The sequence below is a fragment of the Comamonas sp. NLF-1-9 genome (assembly GCF_019195435.1).
GTDB lineage: Bacteria > Pseudomonadota > Gammaproteobacteria > Burkholderiales > Burkholderiaceae_C > Comamonas_C.
On sequence record NZ_CP078069.1, the window covers coordinates 1,288,519 to 1,307,008 of the forward strand.

The following is an 18,490-nucleotide window of genomic DNA, read 5'->3' on the forward strand; positions in this document are numbered from 1 at the left end:
TTTGGACACACCGGCCTTCGTGCCCGCGGTCATCATGGAGCTTCCTGTATCCACGGAGAACTCTAATGTTGACAACACCTCACAAGCATTTCACCCCCTGGGCTCGTCGCCTGGCGCTCAGCCTCGCCTGCGTCGGCGCGCTCGGAATCAGCGCCTGTTCAAGCTCGCCGACCAATGCCCAGATAGGCACAGGCGTCGGCGCGGTCGTGGGCGGCGCAGCCGGCAACGTGATTTTTGGCGGCCCCGTGGGCACCATTGGCGGCGCAGCAGCCGGTGCGCTGGTCGGCCACGAAGTGGGCAAGAACCAGAGAAAGCGCTAAAGCCGCGCCGCGGATTCAGCTGCCGGCGACGGTCATGCGCTCGATCAGTATCGAGCCGACCGTCTTGGCGCCATACGCATAGGCATCGGCGCCGACGGCTGCGATGCCGCGAAACATCTGCTTGAGATTGCCCGCGATGGTGATCTCGTGCACCGGGAAGGCGATCTCGCCGTTTTCTACCCAGAAGCCGCTCGCGCCCCGTGAATAGTCCCCGGTCACAGGGTTCACCCCCTGCCCCATCAATTCAATGACGAAGAGGCCTGTGCCCAGTTTGCGCAGCATTTCAGGCAGGTCGTCGCCCGCGCGCGTGCGCCGGGACAAAAGCGCGAGGTTGTGCGACCCGCCGGCGTTGCCCGTGGTACGCATGCCGAGCTTGCGCGCGGAATAGCTCGACAGAAAGTAGCCCGCCACGCGGCCCGCGTCCACCACCTTGCGCGGCGCCACCTGCACACCCTCGTCGTCAAACGGCGAGCTGCCCTTGCCGCCGATGATGAATGGGTCCTCGACGATGTCCACATGCGGCGCAAACACTCTCTTGCCCAGCGAGTCGGGCAGGAAGCTGCTGCGCCGGTACAGCGCGCCGCCGCTCACCGCATGCACGAAGCTGCCGAGCAGCCCGGCGGCCAGGGGCGCCTCGAACAGCACAGGGCATTCGGTAGTGCGCAGCTTGCGCGCTCCCAGGCGCGAGAGCGCGCGCTCGGCCGCATAACGGCCCACTGCCTCGGGCGTGGCCAGGCGCGCGGCGTCGCGCTCCGAGCTGTACCAGGCGTCGCGCTGCATCTGGCCGCCGCGCCCGGGTTGCGCCGCAATCGGCGCCACCGACAGGCTGTGGCGCGAACTGGCATAGCCGCCGCGAAAGCCGTGCGTGTGCGCGCTGAAAAAGTGGCTTTGCTGCGCCGAAACGCTTGCGCCTTCGCTGTTGCTCACGCGCCGGTCGGTGTCCAGCGCCGCCTGCTCGCAGCGCAGTGCAAGCTCGGCGGCCTGTTCGCTGTCGATCTGCCAAGGGTGAAACAAGTCCAGGTCGCGATGGCTTTCCTGCGCCGCGACATCGGCCTCGTCCGGCAGGCCGGCGACCGGGTCTTCGGCGGTGAAGCGCGCGATGTCGTAGGCCGCCTGCACCGTCTGACGCAGCGCCTGCGGTGAAAAATCCGAGGTGCTGGCGTTGCCGCGCCGGCGCCCCAGATAGACCGTCACGCCCAGCGCCTTGTCGCGGTTGCGCTCCACGCTCTCCAGTTGCCCGCGGCGCACGCCCACCGACAGGCCGCAGCCTTCCGAGGCCTCGGCGCCCGCATCGCTTGCGCCCAGCTTCCTGGCGTGCGCAAGCGCCTGGTCGACCAGGTCTTCGAAGTCGCTGCGGGTATAGCTGAAGCCCGCTTCGGGCATGGAATCGGCGCGCTTGCGCGCTGCTGCATGGGGTGTTTTCATGTCGGCGGCTATGATACTTTGCAGCCGCGCGCCAGCCCTTCCCCCACCGAGATTTCCTGCAGATTCATGCCACGCAAACCCACCAGAGGCTATTACGTCAAGGGGCAGTTCATCGCCGAAGGCAGCGAGCTGGACGAACACTACAAGGCCGAACTGCGCGGCACCACAGGCCAGAGCAAGACCGAGCGCAAGCGCGAAAGCGCCGAGCTGCAGGCGCTGGGCGAGGCCTTGCTCAAGCTCGGCGCCGAGCGCCTGGCCGGCCTGCAGCTGCCCGACAGACTGCTCGAAGCCCTGGCCCAGGCGCGGCGCATCACCGCCTTTGAAGGGCGCCGGCGTCAGATGCAGCTGGTAGGCAAGCTGATGCGCAAGCTCGACGAAGAGCTGCTTGCCCGCGTGCGCGCCGCGCTCGACGCCGACGGCTCCGCCCAGCGCCAGGACACGCTGGTGCTGCACCAGGCCGAACAGTGGCGCGATCGCCTGTTGGCAGACGACGCGGCCCTGGCCGAATGGCTGCAGCAGCACCCGGACAGCGACATCCAGCACCTGCGTGCGCTGATCCGCCAGGCGCGCAAGGACAAGCCCGAGGAGAGCGCCGCCGAGACCTCACAAGGCCAGGCGCCGCGCAAGAGCCGCGCGCACCGCGAGCTGTTTCAGGCGCTGCGCGCGCAGTTGCTGGCGTCGGGCGAGCCGGCCATCGACGGCGAGGAGCAAGCCAATGACTGAAGCCGCTGCCCTGCCCGCGCCCGAGCCGGTGCGCGTCGGCATCGTCTCGATCAGCGACCGCGCGAGCAGCGGCGCCTATGAAGACCGGGGCCTGCCCGCGCTCAGGGACTGGCTCACGCGCGCGCTGCTCAACCCCCTGGACTTTGAAGCCCGGCTGATTGCCGACGAGCAGGAGCAGATCAGCGCCGCCCTGACGGAGCTGGCCGACGCGGGCTGCGCGCTCATCCTGACCACCGGCGGCACCGGCCCCGCGCCGCGCGACGTGACGCCTGAAGCCACGCTGGCCGTAGCCGACAAGGTGATGCCCGGTTTTGGCGAGCAGATGCGCCGCATCGGCCAGCACTTCGTGCCCACCGCCATCCTCTCGCGCCAGGTCGCCGTGGTGCGCGGCCAGAGCCTGATCATCAACCTGCCGGGCCAGCCCAAGGCCATCGCCGAAACGCTGGAAGGCCTGAGGGACGAGGAAGGCAGCACCGTGGTGCCGGGCATCTTTGCCGCCGTGCCCTATTGCATCGACCTGATCGGCGGGCCTTACCTGGAAACCGTGGACGCCGTCTGCAAGGCGTTTCGCCCCCGCAGCGCCATCCGCCACACGCGCTGACGGCGGCAAGCGGCGGGCAGGCACCGCTCAGCGCGGGCGAAACATCCGCTCGGCCTTGACCATCATGCTCAGGCGGCGCAGATTGCGCAAAATCGCCTCGACGTGCGCGAGGTTGCGCACCGAGACGATGAAGCGCAGCTCGGTCGTGCCGCCGACCGCATCGTCCATGTCCATGTGCACGATGTCGGCCTCGCAGTTGGCGAGTTCGGCCGCGACGCGCGCGAGCACGCCCTTGTGGTTGTCCACCGTGACCGCAATCGCCACCTCGAAGTTGCGCGTGGTCTCATCGGCCCAGTCCACCGAGATGAAGCGCTCGGCGTCCTTGCGCTGCAGCTCGCGCGCCACCTCGCACTGGGCGTGGTGCACCATCAGGCCTTCGCCGCGCCCGAGGTAGCCGACCACGGCATCGCCCGGCACCGGATGGCAGCACTTGGCGTACTGCACCGTGGCGCGTTCGCTGCCATCGAGCAGCACGCCCCCTTGCGAGAGGCTGTCTTCCGAGCCGTAACGCTCGCGCGTGAGCAGCAGGATATCGGGGCGCGTGCCCTCTTCGGCCAGCAGCGCGACGATGCGCCCGGCGACGATGCGCGCCACGCGCTTGCCCACGCCCACATCCGAGAGCAGCTCCTCGCGCGTGCGATGGCCGGTAAAGCGCAGCAGCTTCTCCCACAGCGCTGCCTGGCTTGCGGCGTCGGGCAGGCGCTGCACGCCTTCGGCACGCAGCGCCTGGGCGAGCAGTTTCTCGCCGAGCGCCACCGATTCCTTCTGCGCCAGGGTCTTGAGGTAGAGGCGGATCTTGGAGCGCGCGCGCCCCGACTTCACGAAGCCCAGCCAGGCGGGGTTGGGCGCGGCCTCGGGCGAGGTCATGATCTCGACCACGTCGCCGTTCTTCAGCTCGGTGCGCAGCGGCACGAGCTGATGATTGACCTGGGCCGCCACGGTGTGGTCGCCCACGTCGCTGTGGATGGCATACGCGAAATCCACCACCGTGGTGCCGCTGGGCAAGGCCATGATCTGCCCGCGCGGGGTGAAGACATAGACCGCATCGGGAAACAGATCGACCTTGACGTGTTCCCAGAACTCGGTCGCGTCGCGCGTCTCGTCCTGGATGTCGAGCAGCGACTGCAGCCAGCGCGTGCCCAGCTTTTGCACGTGCGCGCTGCCCTTGTGCTGGGCGTTGTAGAGCCAGTGCGCGGCGACGCCCGCTTCGGCGACGATGTGCATCTCCTCGGTGCGCACCTGGAACTCCACGTTCAGGCTGGCCGGCCCGACCAGCGTGGTGTGCAGCGACTGGTAGCCATTGGCCTTGGCAATCGCGATGTGGTCGGTGAACTTGCCCGGCACCGGCTTGTAGAGCTGGTGCAGCACGCCAATCGCGGTGTAGCAGTCGATCACGCTGGGCACGACCACGCGAAAACCCGACAAATCCACCACCTTGGCAAAGCTCAGGTGACGCGCCTGCATGCGCTCATAGATGCCGTAGAGCGTCTTTTCGCGCCCGGACAGGCGCGCAGCCATGCCCTGCTGGGCAAACGCCGCCTCGACCTCGGCCTGCACCTTCTGGACTACCTCGCGGCGGCGACTGCGCGAGCGCGAGATGGCTTTTTCCAGCGTCGCGTAGCGCCAGGGGTGCAGATGGCGAAACGACAAGTCCTGCAGTTCGCGAAAGGTCTGGTTCAGGCCCAGCCGGTGGGCGATAGGCGCGTAGATTTCCAGCGTTTCCGAGGCGATGCGGCCCCACTTGCTGCGCGGGGCACTGCCCAGGGTGCGCATGTTGTGCGTGCGGTCCGCAAGCTTGATGAGGATGACGCGCACATCGCGCGCCATGGCCAGCAGCATCTTGCGAAACGACTCGGACTGGCCCTCTTCGCGGGTGTTGAACTTGAGCTTGTCCAGCTTGGTCAGGCCATCTACCAGTTCGGCCACCGGGCTGCCGAAATGCTCCACCAGATCGGCCTTGGTCACGCCGCAGTCTTCCAGCGCGTCGTGCAGCAGCGCGGCCATCAGCGCCTCGGCATCAAGCTTCCAGTCGGCGCACAGGCTTGCCACCGCAATCGGGTGGGTGATGTAGGGCTCGCCGCTGTTGCGCAATTGCCCGAGGTGGGCGTGGTCGGCATAGCGGTAGGCCTGGCGCACGCGCTCGCGCGAGGCTTCGTCCAAGTATTGCAGCTTGTCCAGCAGGGCCGAGAAGCCGGCCGCTGCAGCGTCGGCGGCCGCCTTGCCCGGATCGGGGGGGGGCGCCACGTGTGTCGAAGCACGCACCGCGTCGCCCTGTTGCATAGACACACTCTCACCCATGCTTCGAATATAGCGGCACTGGGCGTAAATGGTTCTTGCTACAAACAAAAAAGCACCGCAGGGCGGTGCTTTCGGCGGGAAAAACTCGGCTCGAGCGCTCAGCCCGGGACTTTTTTCAGCATCTCCAGGCCCACCTTGCCAGCGGCGATCTCGCGCAGCGCGGTCACGCCGGGCTTGTTGCGGCTTTCGATCTTGGGGGCGTGGCCCTGGCTGAGCATGCGCGCGCGGTAGGTGGCGGCAAGCACGAGCTGGAAACGATTGGGAATGTGCTCAAGGCAGTCTTCCACGGTAATGCGGGCCATGGTCTGGTGTTCTCCGGTTACTCTGGTCAGTTCAGGTGCAGGGATTTGAAAGTATCGGCCCGTGCGCGTCGCTGCGCGGCCACTTTCAGGCGCTGTGCGTGCACGATGGTCTTCAGGTCGAAAAGCGCACGCTCGAAAATCTCGTTGATTATAACGAAGTCGAATTTTTCGACCTGGGCCATTTCCTGCACCGCATTGGCCAGGCGCTGCTCTATGACTTCGGGGCTGTCTTCGCCGCGGCGCAGCAGGCGCGCATGCAACTCCTCCAGGCTGGGCGGCAGCACGAAGACCAGCACGGCGTTGGCAAAAGCCCGCTTGATCTGGGCCGCGCCCTGGTAGTCGATCTCCAGAATAACGTCGCCGCCGCGCGAGATGCGCTCCTCGATGCTGCGCCGCGAGGTGCCGTAGCGGTTGCCGTGCACCTTGGCCCATTCGACGAAGGCGTCCGCCTGCACCATGGCGTCGAACTGCTGCACCGACACGAAGTGGTATTCCCGCCCGTCCTTTTCCTGCCCGCGCGGCGTGCGCGTGGTGTGCGAGACGGAGTGCGAAACCAGCGCGTCGAGCTCCATCAGCGCATTGACCAGACTCGACTTGCCCGCCCCGCTGGGGGCTGAAACCACAAACAAATTCCCGGGGTAATCCATATTGTTCAAGCGCTGTCAGCTATTGTTTTTCATTCGATATTCTGCACCTGCTCGCGCATCTGCTCGATCAGCACCTTCATGTCCACGCTGATGCGCGTGAGCTCCATGCTGGCGGATTTGGAGCCCAGGGTATTGGCCTCGCGGTGCAGCTCCTGGATCAGGAAGTCCAGGCGCTTGCCGATCTCGCCGCCGCCCTCGATCAGGCGCGCGATCTCGTCCAGGTGCGAATCCAGGCGGGTGATCTCCTCGGCCACGTCGATGCGCATGGCGTAGGCCGTGGCTTCGGCCAGCGCGCGTTCCTGCACCGCCTGGGGCGTGGCGCTGGCCGCGCTCAGCTGCATGGCCTGCTCCCAGCGTTCGAGAAAGCGCTCGCGCTGCTGGCGCACCAGTTCGGGCACCATGGGCTCGGCACGCCGCGCCAGCGCGCGCAGCTGCTGCACCCGGCCCAGCAGCATCGCGGCAAGGCGCTCGCCCTCGGCGGCGCGCGCCTGCTTGAGCGCATCGAGCGCCTGCGCCAGCGCCTGCTGCAGCGGCTTGGCCCAGTCCTGGCGCGCCGCTCCCACCTGCCCGCCCAGGCGCAGCGCGTCGGCCACGCTGAGCGCCGCTGCCTCGGGCAGCCAGGCGCGCACGCCCGCCTGCACGCTGGCCAGACGCTGCAGCGCGTCGCTTGCGGGCAGTTGCAGCGCGCCCTGCTCGCCCAGGTCGACGAAGGCGCGCACTTCCACCTTGCCGCGCTGCAGCGCCGCGCCCACCATGGAGCGCACCATGGCCTCGTGCGCGCGCAATTCATCGGCCAGGCGCAGCGACAAATCGAGGAAGCGGCTGTTGACCGAACGCAGCTCCAGACCCAGGCGCGCGGCGCCGCCTTTGCCTGTCGTATCGTCGGGTTGCAGCTGGATGCTGGCGTAACCCGTCATGCTATAAACTGCCATGGGCCTTCTCGTGATTGAACCGTTGCGACATCGCACCAGCGGGAAGAATTATCCCGTCTGCGCCGTGCGCCCGCTCTGAGCAGCCCCACCATGTCCACGCCCTCGCCCAAGGTCAAGCCGGCAGCGCTGCCGGAAAACACCATGATCGGCGGCTACCGCATCGTGCGCAAGCTCGCTGCGGGCGGTTTTGGCGTGGTCTATCTGGCGCTCGATCGCGAAGGCCAGCAGGTAGCGATCAAGGAATACCTTCCGGCCTCGCTCGCCACGCGCTCGCCCGGCGAACTGCAGCCCCAGGTGGCGACCGAAAAACTCTCGCTGTACCGGCTGGGCCTGAAGAGCTTTTTCGAAGAGGGGCGCGCGCTCGCGCAGATTGCCCACTCTTCGGTGGTGACGGTGCTCAACTTCTTTCGCGAGAACGAGACCGTCTACATGGTCATGAACTACCTGGAGGGCGCGTCGCTGCAGGAGTTCATCATCACCGCGCGCTCGCTCAAGCAGGAGAAGGTGTTTCGCGAATCCACCATCCGCTCGCTGTTCGACGAGGTGCTGCGCGGCCTGCGCGTGGTGCACCAGCACCGCATGCTGCACCTGGACATCAAGCCTGCCAATGTTTTCATCACGGACGACAACCGCTCGGTGCTGATCGACTTCGGCGCGGCGCGCGAGGTGCTGTCCAAGGAAGGCAACTTCGTGCGCCCGATGTACACGCCGGGCTTTGCCGCACCCGAGATGTACCGGCGCGACTCGGCGCTGGGGCCGTGGACCGACATCTATGCGATCGGCGCCTGCATGTATGCCTGCATGCACGGCTATCCGCCGCCGGAGGCGCCGCAGCGCCAGAGCAAGGACAAGCTCACCGCCTCGCTGCAGAAGCTGCGCGGCGTGTATTCGGACAACCTGATCGAGCTCGTCGAATGGTGCATGGCGCTGGGGCCGCTGGAGCGGCCGCAGTCGGTGTTCACGCTGCAAAAAGAGCTCTCGCGCGAGGGTGAGCGCCGTTACACGCGCCTGTCCATGGCCGAGAAGATGCGCATGCAGCTCGACTCCTTCGTCTCCGACGTCAAGAAACCCAATTCACCCAAACCCAGCATCGCTTCGGCAACGGGGATGCGCCCGAAATGAAATTTTCCGTCTTCCAACTCAGCCGCCAGGGCGGCCGCGCCACCAACGAAGACCGCATGGGCTACGCCTACACGCGCGATGCCTGCCTGTTCGTGCTGGCCGACGGCATGGGCGGCCACCCGCAGGGCGAGGTGGCGGCGCAGATCGCCATCCAGACTGCCGCGCTCAAGTTCCAGAACGAGGCCAAGCCCACGCTGCCCGACGTCGGCGCCTTCCTCTCCAGCGTGGTGATGGTCGCGCACGAGCAGATCCTGCGCTACGCCGCCGCGCGCGGCATGGCCGACGCACCGCGCACCACGCTGGCCGTGGCGATCGTGCAGGACGGGCAGGTGCGCTGGGTGCACTGCGGCGATTCGCGCGTCTATCTGGTGCGCAACAGCAAGCTGCTGGCGCGCACGCGCGACCACTCCTACCGCGAGCTGCGCGACGCCATGGGCACGACGGACGCGGTCAACCGCAACGTGCTCTTCACCTGCCTGGGCTCGCCCGCCCGGCCGATGTACGACGTCTCCAACGCCATGACGCTCGATAGTGGCGACCGCATCATGCTGTGCTCCGACGGCCTGTGGGATGCGCTCGACGACAAGGCCATCGTGCAGGTGCTGTCGCACCAGCGCGTGAGCCAGGCGGTGCCGACGCTGGTGGAGATGGCGCTGCGCAAGGCCGGCGGCAACAGCGACAACGTGACCGCCGTGGCCATGCAGTGGGAAACCCCGGGCATCCCTGACGCCACCGAGGGCGAAGCAGTGGACACCGGCACCGACGACACCTTTGCCTCTACCATCCAGACCGACGAATTCGAGACCGGCGACAACTTCCTCGACGAGGAAGCGATCGAGCGCTCGATCGCCGAAATCAACGAAACCATACGGCGCACCGCCGCGCGCAAGGCCCAGGGCTGAGACGCGGGGGCGCCACGCCTGGCGCGCGCGCAGACCGCGCGCCCGAAGATCCATGAGCAAGACCTACAGCCGCAGCGGCGGCCGCGCTTTTGACGCCTTGCGCCCGGTGCGCATCACCCGCCACTACACCATGCATGCCGAAGGTTCGGTGCTGATCGAGTTCGGCGCAACCAGGGTGTTGTGCACCGCATCGGTCGAAGACAAGGTACCGCCGCACAAACGCGGCAGCGGCGAAGGCTGGGTGACGGCCGAATACGGCATGCTGCCGCGCGCCACCAACACCCGCGGTGCGCGCGAAGCCGCCAAGGGCAAGCAAAGCGGGCGCACGCAGGAGATCCAGCGCCTGATCGGGCGCAGCCTGCGCGCGGTGTTTGACCTGCAAGGGCTGGGCGAGCGCACCATCACCCTGGACTGCGACGTGCTGCAAGCCGACGGCGGCACGCGCACCGCGGCCATCACCGGCGCCTGGGTAGCGGCGCACGACGCCGTGGCCACGCTGCTGCAAGCCGGCGCACTCAGCAAAACGCCTATCACCGGGGCCGTGGCCGCGATCTCGGTAGGCATGGTGCAAGGCACACCGCTGCTCGATCTGGAATACGTCGAGGACTCGGCCTGCGACACCGACATGAACATCGTCATGACCGGGGCCGGCCAGTTCGTGGAAATCCAGGGCACGGCCGAAGGCGTGAGCTTCTCCCGCGCCGAACTCGATGAACTGCTGCGGCTGGGCGAACTGGGCATCACCGAGTTGCTTGCACTGCAGCAGCAATCACTCTCAATTTGAGAGCTGCTAGCGCTTGCCATGCAAGCGTTTGAGCCACTTTTGACATGAAACTTGTTCTTGCCTCGCACAACAGCGGAAAGCTCGCCGAACTGCAGGCCTTGATGGCTCCGCTGGGGGTGCAACTCATCGCCCAGGGCGAGCTCGGGGTGAGCGCGCCCGAAGAGCCGTTTCACACCTTCGTGGAAAACGCCCTGGTCAAGGCGCGCCACGCCAGCGGCGCTACCGGCCTGCCCGCGCTGGCCGACGACGCGGGCCTGTGCATCGCGGCCTTCGGCGGCGCGCCGGGCGTGCAGACCGCAAGCTACGCCACGCGCCTGGGCTACGAGCAAAGCGACGCCAACAACGTGCGTGCGCTGCTTGAACAAATGGCGGGCGTGCAGGACCGGCGCGCCACCATGGTCAGCACCCTGGTAGCAGTGCGCAACCCGCAAGACCCCGAGCCCTTGATCGCCGTCGGGCGCGTGAGCGGCGAGATCACCCAGGCGCCACGCGGCAGTGGCGGCTTCGGTTTTGACCCGGTGATGTTCCTGCCCGAGTTCGGCAAAACCTTTGCCGAGCTGCCCACCGAGCTGAAAAACGCCCACAGCCACAGGGGTCGGGCGGTGCAGCAGATGCTCGCGCTCATGCGAGAGTACTGGCTCTGAGGCCAGCGCCCTACTGCATTTTTTCCAGCCTTTTTGGCCTCTAGCGCTTTCCCATCAAGCGCGAGCAGCTATCGTTTCAGGAACAAACCCGCCATGAACCCACAGACCACGCCGCTGCAGGACGTGCAGCACTACATCGGCCCGGGGCCTCTGCGCCTGCCCAGCCTGCCACCGCTGTCGGTTTACGTGCACATTCCCTGGTGCCTGAAGAAGTGCCCCTACTGCGACTTCAACTCGCACGCGCTCCAGGAGGGCGAAGGCGCGCCCGAAGCGCGCTACATCGACGCCCTCACCGCCGACCTGGAAGCCGCGCTGCCCCTGGTCTGGGGCCGCACCGTAAGCAGCATCTTCATCGGCGGGGGCACGCCCAGCCTGTTCTCGCCCGAAGCCATAGACCGGCTGATCGCGATGGTCCGCGCCCGCCTGATGCTGGAAGCTGGCTGCGAGATCACGCTGGAAGCGAACCCCGGCACCTTCGAGAAAGACCGCTTCAAGGCCTTTCGCGACGCTGGCGTGACCCGCCTGTCCATCGGCGTGCAAAGCTTCAACGACGCCCACCTCAAAGCCATAGGCCGGGTGCACGACGCGGCGCAGGCGCGCGCCGCCGCCGGGGAAGCCGCACAGTGCTTTGAAACCTTCAACCTCGACCTGATGTACGCCCTGCCCGGCCAGAGCGTGGCCGAGCTGGAGCAGGACGTGCGCACCGCGCTGTCGTTTGCGCCGCCGCACCTGTCTATCTACCACCTGACCGTGGAGCCCAACACGCTGTTTGCCAAGTACCCGCCGCGCCTGCCCGACGACGACACCGCCTGGGAGATGCTCGACCGCATCAGCGCGCTGACGGCCGCCCAGGGACTGGAGCGCTACGAAGTCTCGGCCTACGCCAAAGCCGCGCACCGCTGCACGCACAACATCAACTACTGGTCGTTTGGCGACTACATCGGCATAGGCGCGGGCGCGCACGGCAAGCTGAGCTTTGCCCACCGCGTGGTGCGCCAGGTGCGCTACCGCGACCCCAGGCACTACATGGAGCACGCGCTGGCGGGCAACGCCGTGGCGCAAGAGCACGAGGTGAGCAAACAGGACCTGGCCTTCGAGTTCATGCTCAACGCCCTGCGTCTGAAGGACGGCTTTCTGGTGCGCGACTTCTGCACCCGCACCGGCCAGCCGGTGACAGCCATCACCCAGGGCCTGAAGGCCGCCGAGGCCAAGGGCCTGCTCAAGACCAACCTCGTGCACGTGCAGCCGACGCAAAAGGGCTTTGACTTCCTGAGCGATCTGCAGGGAATGTTCCTGCCTGCCTGAAGACCAGCTGAAGCGCCGAGCGCTTCAGCCGCAGCGCGCAGCCAGGATCACGCCCTTGGCGTTGACTTCCAGATTCAGCCGCTGCGCGTCGAATTCCTTGGTCGTCACCTGCCCCGGGTGCAGCACCCGCGCCATGCGCGCGCCGGCGGCCACCCGGGCCTGCTCCACCACCTGGGCGCTGGCCGCCTTGCCCACGACGGCCTGCGCACCAGCGGCAGCGCAGGTGCCGCCCGCCGGTGCATCGCTGCGCCCCAGGGGCGCGGGCTGCGCCTGCTGCTGCCCAGGCATGCTGGTAGTGCACGCCGCCATGCCGAGCGCGCACGCCGCGGCCAACCAGAGTCGAATCCTCATCACTGCTCCTTGCAACTGGGCCCTCACTGTACGGCGGGAACCGCGTCCAACCCCAGCAGGCGCACCTTGGCCGCCGCTTCATTGGCTTGCGCTGCCGAGGTAAACGGCCCCACGCGCACGCGCTGCAGCGTCTTGCCGCTGGCCGATCGGGCCGGCGCCACCGTGACCGGCAGACCTTCGGCGCGCAGGCGCTCCTGCGCCCGCCGCGCATTGGCGGGCTCTGCAAACATGCCTACGTTGATATAGAGCTTGCGCAGCTCCTGCGGCGGTGCGCGCCCGGCGGCGGCAGGCTCGGCCGGCTTGGCTGCGGGCGGCGCTGCAGCCGGCGCCGCGCGTGCGGGCGAAGCGGAGGCCGAAGGGACCGGCGCGCTGCCCGCCCCTGCCTCAGCCAGCGCGCCCAGCGCCGCTTCGGTGTCTTGTTGCAGGGCTGCGGCTTCGTCGGCATCCCAAACCGGGAGCGCAGCCGCGGCGGGCTGCGGCTCTGGCGCAGGCGCCTGCTCCACCGGGCGAATGGGCGTCGCGTGCGCGGGGGGCGGCGCTTGCGGCGCTGCCTGGCTTGAGGCCTCTGATACCCATTGCCACGCGGCCAACGCCAAAAGCGCCAGCAGCGCGGCGCTGCCCGCGCCCACCGCCCACAGCCTGCGGCGCGTGGGTGCGCCCGCTGCCAGAAGCGCCAAGGCCTGCTGCATGTTGGCAGCGGCACGCACGGCAGCCTCTACCCGCCGCTGTAGCTGGCGGTACAGCAGCGCATCGGCCCAGAGCCCGAAACCCGCTGCCAAGCCCAGCCACAGCGCCAGCGCCAGCCCGGCCAACATCGAGGGCGGCAGCACCAGCACGATCTGCGCCCCGAGCAACAGCAGCGCCAGCGCGACGACCAGCAGCAGCCACAACCCAAGCCAGGACCACAGACCGCGAAACGCCAACCACGCAGGCGCCGCCACGGCCGCGGCCCAGTTCCACGAGGGCAGCGCGCGCCCAGCGGCATCGAACCGCGCAAAAACCTTCAGGTAACGCACGAGGTGCGTCGGCCCCAACGCCGCCGCCCGCAACTGCGCCGGCAGCCCGCCGACACCGTCGGCCGGCGCAGACATGCCAAGCGGCTGGGGCAAGCTGTCGGCGGTATCGGACATGGAGCAAAGGCGGGCAGGCAGCGAAACGATGCGGGAACCCGGCGATTATTAGCGGTCCCGCCGCGCCGTCCAAACGCCGGGGGCCCATGGGCGCCACTGGAGCCGGAGACTGCGGGAAAGAAAAAACCCCACTACGTTTCATGTAGCGGGGTTCCTTTTTGCGGTCCTGGTAGGCCGTGTTGGACTTGAACCAACGACCAAAGGATTATGAGTCCTCTGCTCTGACCAACTGAGCTAACGGCCCGAAAGCATGGCCCGCGCAAGGCGGGCCGGGCGCATTGTAGTGGTTCAGCTCCTGTGGCTCAGCGCGTTGCTAACCAGGCGCGAGGTGATGTCCACGATCTGGATCATGCGGTCGTAGGGCATGCGCGTCGGGCCGATCACGCCCAGCGTGCCGACGATCTGGCCGTCGACCTCATAGGGGGCGCTGACCACGGACAGCTCTTCGAACGGCACCACCTGGCTTTCGCCGCCAATGAAGATGCGCACGCCCTCGGCGCGGCTGGAGATGTCGAGCAGGCGCAGGATCTGCGTCTTTTGTTCGAACAGCGTGAAGGCGCGGCGCAGGTTGTCCATGTCGCTGGAAAAGTCGCTCACCGCCAGCAGGTTGCGCTCGCCGGAGATGATGACCTCGTCCTGCGATTCGTCCAGCGCCTCGCTGCTGGCGTTGACCGCTGCCTGCATGAGCTGGACGATCTCGGCGCGCAGGCTGTCCACTTCGCTCTTCAGGCGCTCGCGCACCTGTTCCATGGTCAGGCCGCCGTAGTTGGTGTTGAGAAAGTTGGCCGCCTCGACGAGCTGCGACTGGCTGGGGTCGGTCTCGGTGAAGATGACGCGGTTTTGCACGTCGCCGTCGGGCGAGACTATGATCACGAGCACGCGCCGCTCCGACAGCCGCAGAAACTCGATGTGCCGGAATACCGAGGCCCGGCGCGGCGCCATCACCACGCCGACGAACTGCGACAGGCTGGAGAGCATGTGCGCCGCATGCGCTATCACTTTTTGCGGCTGCTCGGGCTTGATCTGCAGGTGCGGCAGACGCTCTTTCTGCACCGTGAGCATGGTGTCCACGAACAGGCGGTAGCCCTTGGCGGTGGGGATGCGCCCGGCCGAGGTGTGCGGGCTGGCGATGAGGCCGAGCTCTTCCAGATCGGACATGACGTTGCGCACCGTGGCCGGCGAAAGCTCCAGCCCGGAGGCGCGCGACAGCGTGCGCGAGCCGACCGGTTGCCCCTCGGCGATGTAGCGCTCCACCAGCGCCTTGAGCAACAATTTGCCACGCTCGTCCAGCATGCGTTTCATTCTAGGGCCAGTCGCGGCCCGCACCCCGCTCCGCGCCCCCGAGCACCGCACCAGCGCTTACCATAGCAAGCCATACCGGCCCGCAGCGGGTGTTGTAATCAAGGCCATGCAATCCATCTTCCACCGCATCGCCGTGATCGGCAAGTACCAGAAGTCGCGCGCACGCAGCGTGCCCGACACCTTGTGCAAGGCGGTGCGCGAGATCGCCGCCTTCGCGCTGCAGCACGGCTGCGAGGTGGCGCTGGACGATGAAACCGCGGTCAATGTCAAGCTGCGGGACTTTCCCACACACGACCTGGACGCGATCGGGCGCCACTGCGACCTGGCGCTGGTGGTGGGCGGCGACGGCACCATGCTCAGCGTGGGCCGGCGTCTGGCGCGCCATGGCACGCCGCTCATAGGCATCAATCAGGGGCGGCTGGGCTTCATCACCGACATCGCGCTCGAAGGTTTCGAGGCCATGCTCGCGCCCATGCTCGAGGGGGCCTATGAAGAGGATGTGCGCCCGCTGATGCACGGCAGCGTGCTGCGCGGGCGCGACTGCGTGTTCGAGGCGCTGGCACTCAACGACGTGGTGGTCAATCGCGGCTCGACCTCGGGCATGGTGGAGCTGCGCATCGAGGTGGACGGCGACTTCGTCGCCAACCAGCGGGCGGACGGCGTGATCGTCGCCTCGCCCACCGGCTCGACCGCCTACGCGCTGTCTGCCGGCGGGCCCATGCTGCATCCCTCGATTCCGGGCTGGGTGCTGGTGCCGATTGCGCCGCACACGCTCACCCACCGCCCCATCGTGCTGCCGGACGCGGCCGAGGTGGCGATCGAGCTGCTCAGCAAGCGCGAAGCCAGCGCCAACTTCGACATGCAGTCGCTCGCCCAGCTCAAACCCGGCGACCGCGTGCTGGTGCGTCGCTCGCCCTACAGCGCTTGCTTCCTGCACCCCGTGGGCTGGAGCTACTTCGCCACCTTGCGCAGCAAACTGCGCTGGAACGAAGGGGGGTCTTGAACATGGCCCTGCGCCGCATCGCGCTGCGCGACTTCGTGATCGTGCGCGAACTCGATCTGGACGTGCACGCGGGCTTTACCGTGCTCACCGGCGAGACCGGCGCGGGCAAGTCCATCCTGATCGACGCGCTGCAACTGCTGCTGGGCGCGCGCGCCGACGCCACGCTGGTGCGCGAAGGCGCCGAGCGCGCCGAGGTCAGCGCCGAATTCGACGCCCTGCCCGCCGCGCTCCTGCCCTGGCTGGACGAGGCCGGCGTGCCGCACGACGACGGCCTGCTGCTGCTGCGCCGCAGCGTCGACGTCCAGGGACGCAGCCGCGCCTGGATCAATGCCGTGCCCGCCACCGCCACGCAGATGCGCACGCTTGGCCAGTGGCTGATCGACATCCACGGCCAGCACGCCTGGCAGAGCCTGACGCGCGCCGACGCGGTGCGCGGCCTGCTCGATGCCTATGCCGGCGCCGACACCCGGGAGCTGGCGCGCACCTGGAGCGCCTGGCGCGCGGCGCACACGGCGCTTGCCCAGGCGCGCAGCGCGCAGGAGGGCCTGCAGCAGGAGCGCGAGCGCCTGCAGTGGCAGATTGCCGAGCTGGAAAAACTCGCGCCGCTCGAAGGCGAATGGAGCGAACTCGACGCAGAGCACACGCGCCTGGCCCACGCCCAGGCGCTGCTCGCGAGCGCCCGCGAGGCGCTGGACGCCCTGCAGCCCGACGAAGGCCGGGGCGCGCTCGGGCAGCTTGCCGGCGCGTTGCAGGCGCTGCAAGGCCAGCTCTCGGTAGAGCCGCAGTTCGAACCGCTGTGCACCGCCCTCGCCTCCTGCCTGACCGAAGCCGAAGACGCCGCGCACAGCCTGCACGGCTACCTGCGCCACAGCGAGCCCGACCCGGCGCGCCTGGAGCAACTGGAAGAGCGCCTGTCGCTGTGGCTGCAACTGGCGCGCCGCTACCGGCGCACGCCCGAAGAGCTGCCCGCGCTGCTGGCCGGCTGGAGGGCTGCGCTGCACAGCCTGGACGAGGCGAGCGACCTGCAGCGGCTGCAGGCCGCGGAGCAGCAACAGCGCCAAGCCTACGACAAGGCCGCGCAGCTGCTGTCGCGCGCACGGCGCAAGGCGGCCACGCCGCTGGCCGCAGCCATCACCCAGGCCATGCAAGGCCTTGGCATGACGGGCGGGCGCTTCGCGGTTGAAGTCAGCACCGCCAGCGAGCCGGCCGCGCACGGCATCGACCAGGTGCAGTTTCTGGTTGCCAGCCATCCGGGCATGACGCCGCGCGCCGTGGGCAAGGTCGCCTCGGGGGGCGAGCTGTCGCGCATCGCGCTGGCCATTGCGGTCACCACCAGCGCGCTGGGCGAGGTGCCGACGCTGATCTTTGACGAGATCGACTCTGGCGTGGGCGGCGCCGTCGCCGAAACCGTGGGCCGGCTCATGCGCCGCCTCGGGCGCGACCGCCAGGTGCTGGCCGTCACCCACTTGCCGCAGGTGGCCGCCTGCGGCGACCAGCACTGGCTGGTGGCCAAACACAGCACGCGCACGCAAACCAGCAGCAGCGTCGTGCCTCTGGCTGGCCAGGAGCGCACGCGCGAAGTCGCCCGCATGCTCGGCGGCGAGCACCTGTCGCCCACCACGCTGGCGCACGCCAGCGAAATGCTGGCCGGCGCTGGGGAGGCCTAGCGCATGTCGCTCGATCTCGTGCTCATCACTGGCATGTCCGGCTCCGGCAAGACGGTGGCGCTGCATGCGCTGGAGGACGCGGGCTACTACTGCGTGGACAACCTGCCGCCCGAGCTGCTGGTGGCCTTCGCGCGGCTGGAGCATCGCCAGCACGCCAACCGCGTGGCCTTGGCGATCGACGTGCGCAGCGCCGCCGCCCTGCCCCTGGTGCCACGCCAGCTCGAGGAATTGCGCTCCGAGGGCGTGAAGGTGCAGACGCTGTTCCTGGACGCCAGCACCGAAACCCTGGTGCGGCGCTTTTCCGAAACGCGCCGGCGCCACCCGCTGTCCAAGGAAGAGCTGCGTGACGGCCGCCAGGCGCTGGTGCAAAGCATAGGGCTGGAGCGCGAGCTGCTTGCCGAGCTGCGCGAGCAGTCGCTGGTGATAGACACCAGCACGCTGCGCAACGCCCAACTGCTGGCCTACGTCAAAAAGCTGATGGCGCTGCCGCCGGGGCGGCTCACGCTGGTGTTTCAGTCGTTTGCGTTCAAGCGCGGCATTCCCATGGACGCGGACTACATCTTCGACGTGCGCATGCTGCCCAACCCCTATTACGACCCGCAGCTGCGCCCGCTGACGGGGCGCGACGCCCCGGTGGCCGACTTCCTGCGCCAGCAGCCGGAGGTCGCCAGCATGCAGGCGGACATCACCGGCTTCCTGCAGCACTGGCTCGCGCCGCTGGCGCACAACCACCGCAGCTACGTCACCGTCGGCCTGGGCTGCACCGGCGGGCAGCACCGCTCGGTCTACCTGGTGGAGCGGCTGGCCGAGCACTTTGCCGGCGACTGGACCACGCTCAAGCGCCACCGCGAACTGGATGGCAGCTGAAGACCTTCAAGTATTTAAGGCAACGCTGAACAAGCCCTTCGTGCGTCGCGCATCCCAGCTTGCGGCGGTCTGCGGCGTTGCAAATCCTCGCAATAGCTTCGGCTATTGCTGCGGTTTGCGCCTTGCATCCCATCCCCAGGCTGGGCGCGCGCCATCACGAGGACT

General features: G+C 68.0%; 19 protein-coding genes and 1 tRNA gene. 11 read left to right on the plus strand and 9 right to left on the minus strand.

Translation table 11 applies throughout. The features are described 5' to 3' along the window. Window positions 1-65: 65 nt before the first annotated feature. Complete coding sequence (locus KUD94_RS06250; RefSeq protein ID WP_218238921.1) at window positions 66-320, plus strand: glycine zipper 2TM domain-containing protein; 255 nt, start codon at window positions 66-68, stop codon at window positions 318-320. Between the two features lie 15 nt (window positions 321-335). Here KUD94_RS06250 and pmbA read toward each other — a convergent pair whose 3' ends face one another. Then, window positions 336-1,745 carry a metalloprotease PmbA gene (pmbA, locus tag KUD94_RS06255; protein ID WP_218238922.1) on the minus strand — a complete coding sequence of 470 codons (1,410 nt, stop codon included), beginning with the start codon at window positions 1,743-1,745 and terminating at the stop codon, window positions 336-338. A gap of 66 nt (window positions 1,746-1,811) precedes the next feature. Here pmbA and yjgA point away from each other — a divergent pair, with 66 nt between their 5' ends. Both yjgA and mog read left to right on the plus strand, forming a co-directional pair. Further along, window positions 1,812-2,468, plus strand: a complete 657-nt coding sequence (gene yjgA, locus KUD94_RS06260) for a ribosome biogenesis factor YjgA (RefSeq protein ID WP_218238923.1) — start codon at window positions 1,812-1,814, stop codon at window positions 2,466-2,468. After that, window positions 2,461-3,069 carry a molybdopterin adenylyltransferase gene (gene mog, locus KUD94_RS06265; RefSeq protein WP_218238924.1) on the plus strand — a complete coding sequence of 203 codons (609 nt, stop codon included), beginning with the start codon at window positions 2,461-2,463 and terminating at the stop codon, window positions 3,067-3,069. Before yjgA ends, mog begins: the two co-directional genes overlap by 8 nt. Before the next feature lie 27 nt (window positions 3,070-3,096). Here the strand turns inward: mog and KUD94_RS06270 are convergent, their stop codons facing one another. The 4 genes from KUD94_RS06270 to KUD94_RS06285 form a co-directional block, all read right to left on the minus strand. Continuing rightward, window positions 3,097-5,349: a bifunctional (p)ppGpp synthetase/guanosine-3',5'-bis(diphosphate) 3'-pyrophosphohydrolase gene (locus KUD94_RS06270; RefSeq protein WP_218238925.1), complete on the minus strand. Its 2,253-nt coding sequence runs from the start codon at window positions 5,347-5,349 to the stop codon at window positions 3,097-3,099. Between the two features lie 116 nt (window positions 5,350-5,465). Next, window positions 5,466-5,669: a DNA-directed RNA polymerase subunit omega gene (rpoZ, locus tag KUD94_RS06275; protein ID WP_024539647.1), complete on the minus strand. Its 204-nt coding sequence runs from the start codon at window positions 5,667-5,669 to the stop codon at window positions 5,466-5,468. 26 nt (window positions 5,670-5,695) lie between these two features. Then, window positions 5,696-6,316, minus strand: coding sequence for a guanylate kinase (gene gmk, locus KUD94_RS06280; protein ID WP_218239207.1), 621 nt, complete (start codon window positions 6,314-6,316; stop codon window positions 5,696-5,698). Window positions 6,317-6,345: 29 nt separating this feature from the next. After that, on the minus strand, window positions 6,346-7,248 hold the full coding sequence (locus tag KUD94_RS06285; RefSeq protein ID WP_218238926.1) for a YicC/YloC family endoribonuclease: 903 nt from the start codon (window positions 7,246-7,248) through the stop codon (window positions 6,346-6,348). Between the two features lie 90 nt (window positions 7,249-7,338). Between KUD94_RS06285 and KUD94_RS06290 the strand changes: the two genes are divergently transcribed. The 5 genes from KUD94_RS06290 (at window position 7,339) to hemW (ending at window position 12,005) form a co-directional block, all read left to right on the plus strand. Continuing rightward, window positions 7,339-8,370, plus strand: coding sequence for a serine/threonine-protein kinase (locus tag KUD94_RS06290; RefSeq protein ID WP_218238927.1), 1,032 nt, complete (start codon window positions 7,339-7,341; stop codon window positions 8,368-8,370). Then, complete coding sequence (locus KUD94_RS06295; RefSeq protein ID WP_218238928.1) at window positions 8,367-9,272, plus strand: PP2C family serine/threonine-protein phosphatase; 906 nt, start codon at window positions 8,367-8,369, stop codon at window positions 9,270-9,272. Before KUD94_RS06290 ends, KUD94_RS06295 begins: the two co-directional genes overlap by 4 nt. A gap of 52 nt (window positions 9,273-9,324) precedes the next feature. Beyond that, window positions 9,325-10,056 (plus strand): ribonuclease PH, encoded by a 732-nt coding sequence (gene rph / locus KUD94_RS06300; protein ID WP_218238929.1) that lies wholly within the window; start codon window positions 9,325-9,327, stop codon window positions 10,054-10,056. 44 nt (window positions 10,057-10,100) lie between these two features. After that, complete coding sequence (gene rdgB / locus KUD94_RS06305) at window positions 10,101-10,700, plus strand: RdgB/HAM1 family non-canonical purine NTP pyrophosphatase (RefSeq protein ID WP_218238930.1); 600 nt, start codon at window positions 10,101-10,103, stop codon at window positions 10,698-10,700. Window positions 10,701-10,793: 93 nt separating this feature from the next. Next, a complete protein-coding gene (gene hemW / locus KUD94_RS06310) occupies window positions 10,794-12,005 on the plus strand; it encodes a radical SAM family heme chaperone HemW (protein ID WP_218238931.1) in 1,212 nt (403 codons plus the stop codon). A 24-nt stretch (window positions 12,006-12,029) separates the two neighbouring features. Here hemW and KUD94_RS06315 read toward each other — a convergent pair whose 3' ends face one another. From KUD94_RS06315 to hrcA, 4 genes are all read right to left on the minus strand, one after another. Continuing rightward, window positions 12,030-12,356: an I78 family peptidase inhibitor gene (locus KUD94_RS06315; protein ID WP_218238932.1), complete on the minus strand. Its 327-nt coding sequence runs from the start codon at window positions 12,354-12,356 to the stop codon at window positions 12,030-12,032. A gap of 23 nt (window positions 12,357-12,379) precedes the next feature. After that, complete coding sequence (locus tag KUD94_RS06320) at window positions 12,380-13,486, minus strand: SPOR domain-containing protein (RefSeq protein ID WP_218238933.1); 1,107 nt, start codon at window positions 13,484-13,486, stop codon at window positions 12,380-12,382. A gap of 167 nt (window positions 13,487-13,653) precedes the next feature. Beyond that, window positions 13,654-13,730 (minus strand) — tRNA-Ile (locus KUD94_RS06325). A gap of 44 nt (window positions 13,731-13,774) precedes the next feature. Further along, entirely contained in the window at window positions 13,775-14,779 is a 1,005-nt protein-coding gene (gene hrcA, locus KUD94_RS06330; RefSeq protein WP_218238934.1) for a heat-inducible transcriptional repressor HrcA, read from the minus strand. 115 nt (window positions 14,780-14,894) lie between these two features. Between hrcA and KUD94_RS06335 the strand changes: the two genes are divergently transcribed. Genes KUD94_RS06335 through rapZ form a run of 3 tightly spaced genes read left to right on the plus strand, consistent with a single transcriptional unit; the run spans window position 14,895 to window position 18,325 of the window. Next, the gene (locus KUD94_RS06335; protein ID WP_218238935.1) at window positions 14,895-15,791 is read left to right on the plus strand and encodes an NAD kinase; all 897 of its coding nucleotides are present in this window, start codon (window positions 14,895-14,897) and stop codon (window positions 15,789-15,791) included. 2 nt (window positions 15,792-15,793) lie between these two features. After that, entirely contained in the window at window positions 15,794-17,458 is a 1,665-nt protein-coding gene (gene recN / locus KUD94_RS06340) for a DNA repair protein RecN (protein ID WP_218238936.1), read from the plus strand. A 3-nt stretch (window positions 17,459-17,461) separates the two neighbouring features. Then, window positions 17,462-18,325: an RNase adapter RapZ gene (rapZ, locus tag KUD94_RS06345; protein WP_218238937.1), complete on the plus strand. Its 864-nt coding sequence runs from the start codon at window positions 17,462-17,464 to the stop codon at window positions 18,323-18,325. Window positions 18,326-18,490: the final 165 nt, after the last annotated feature.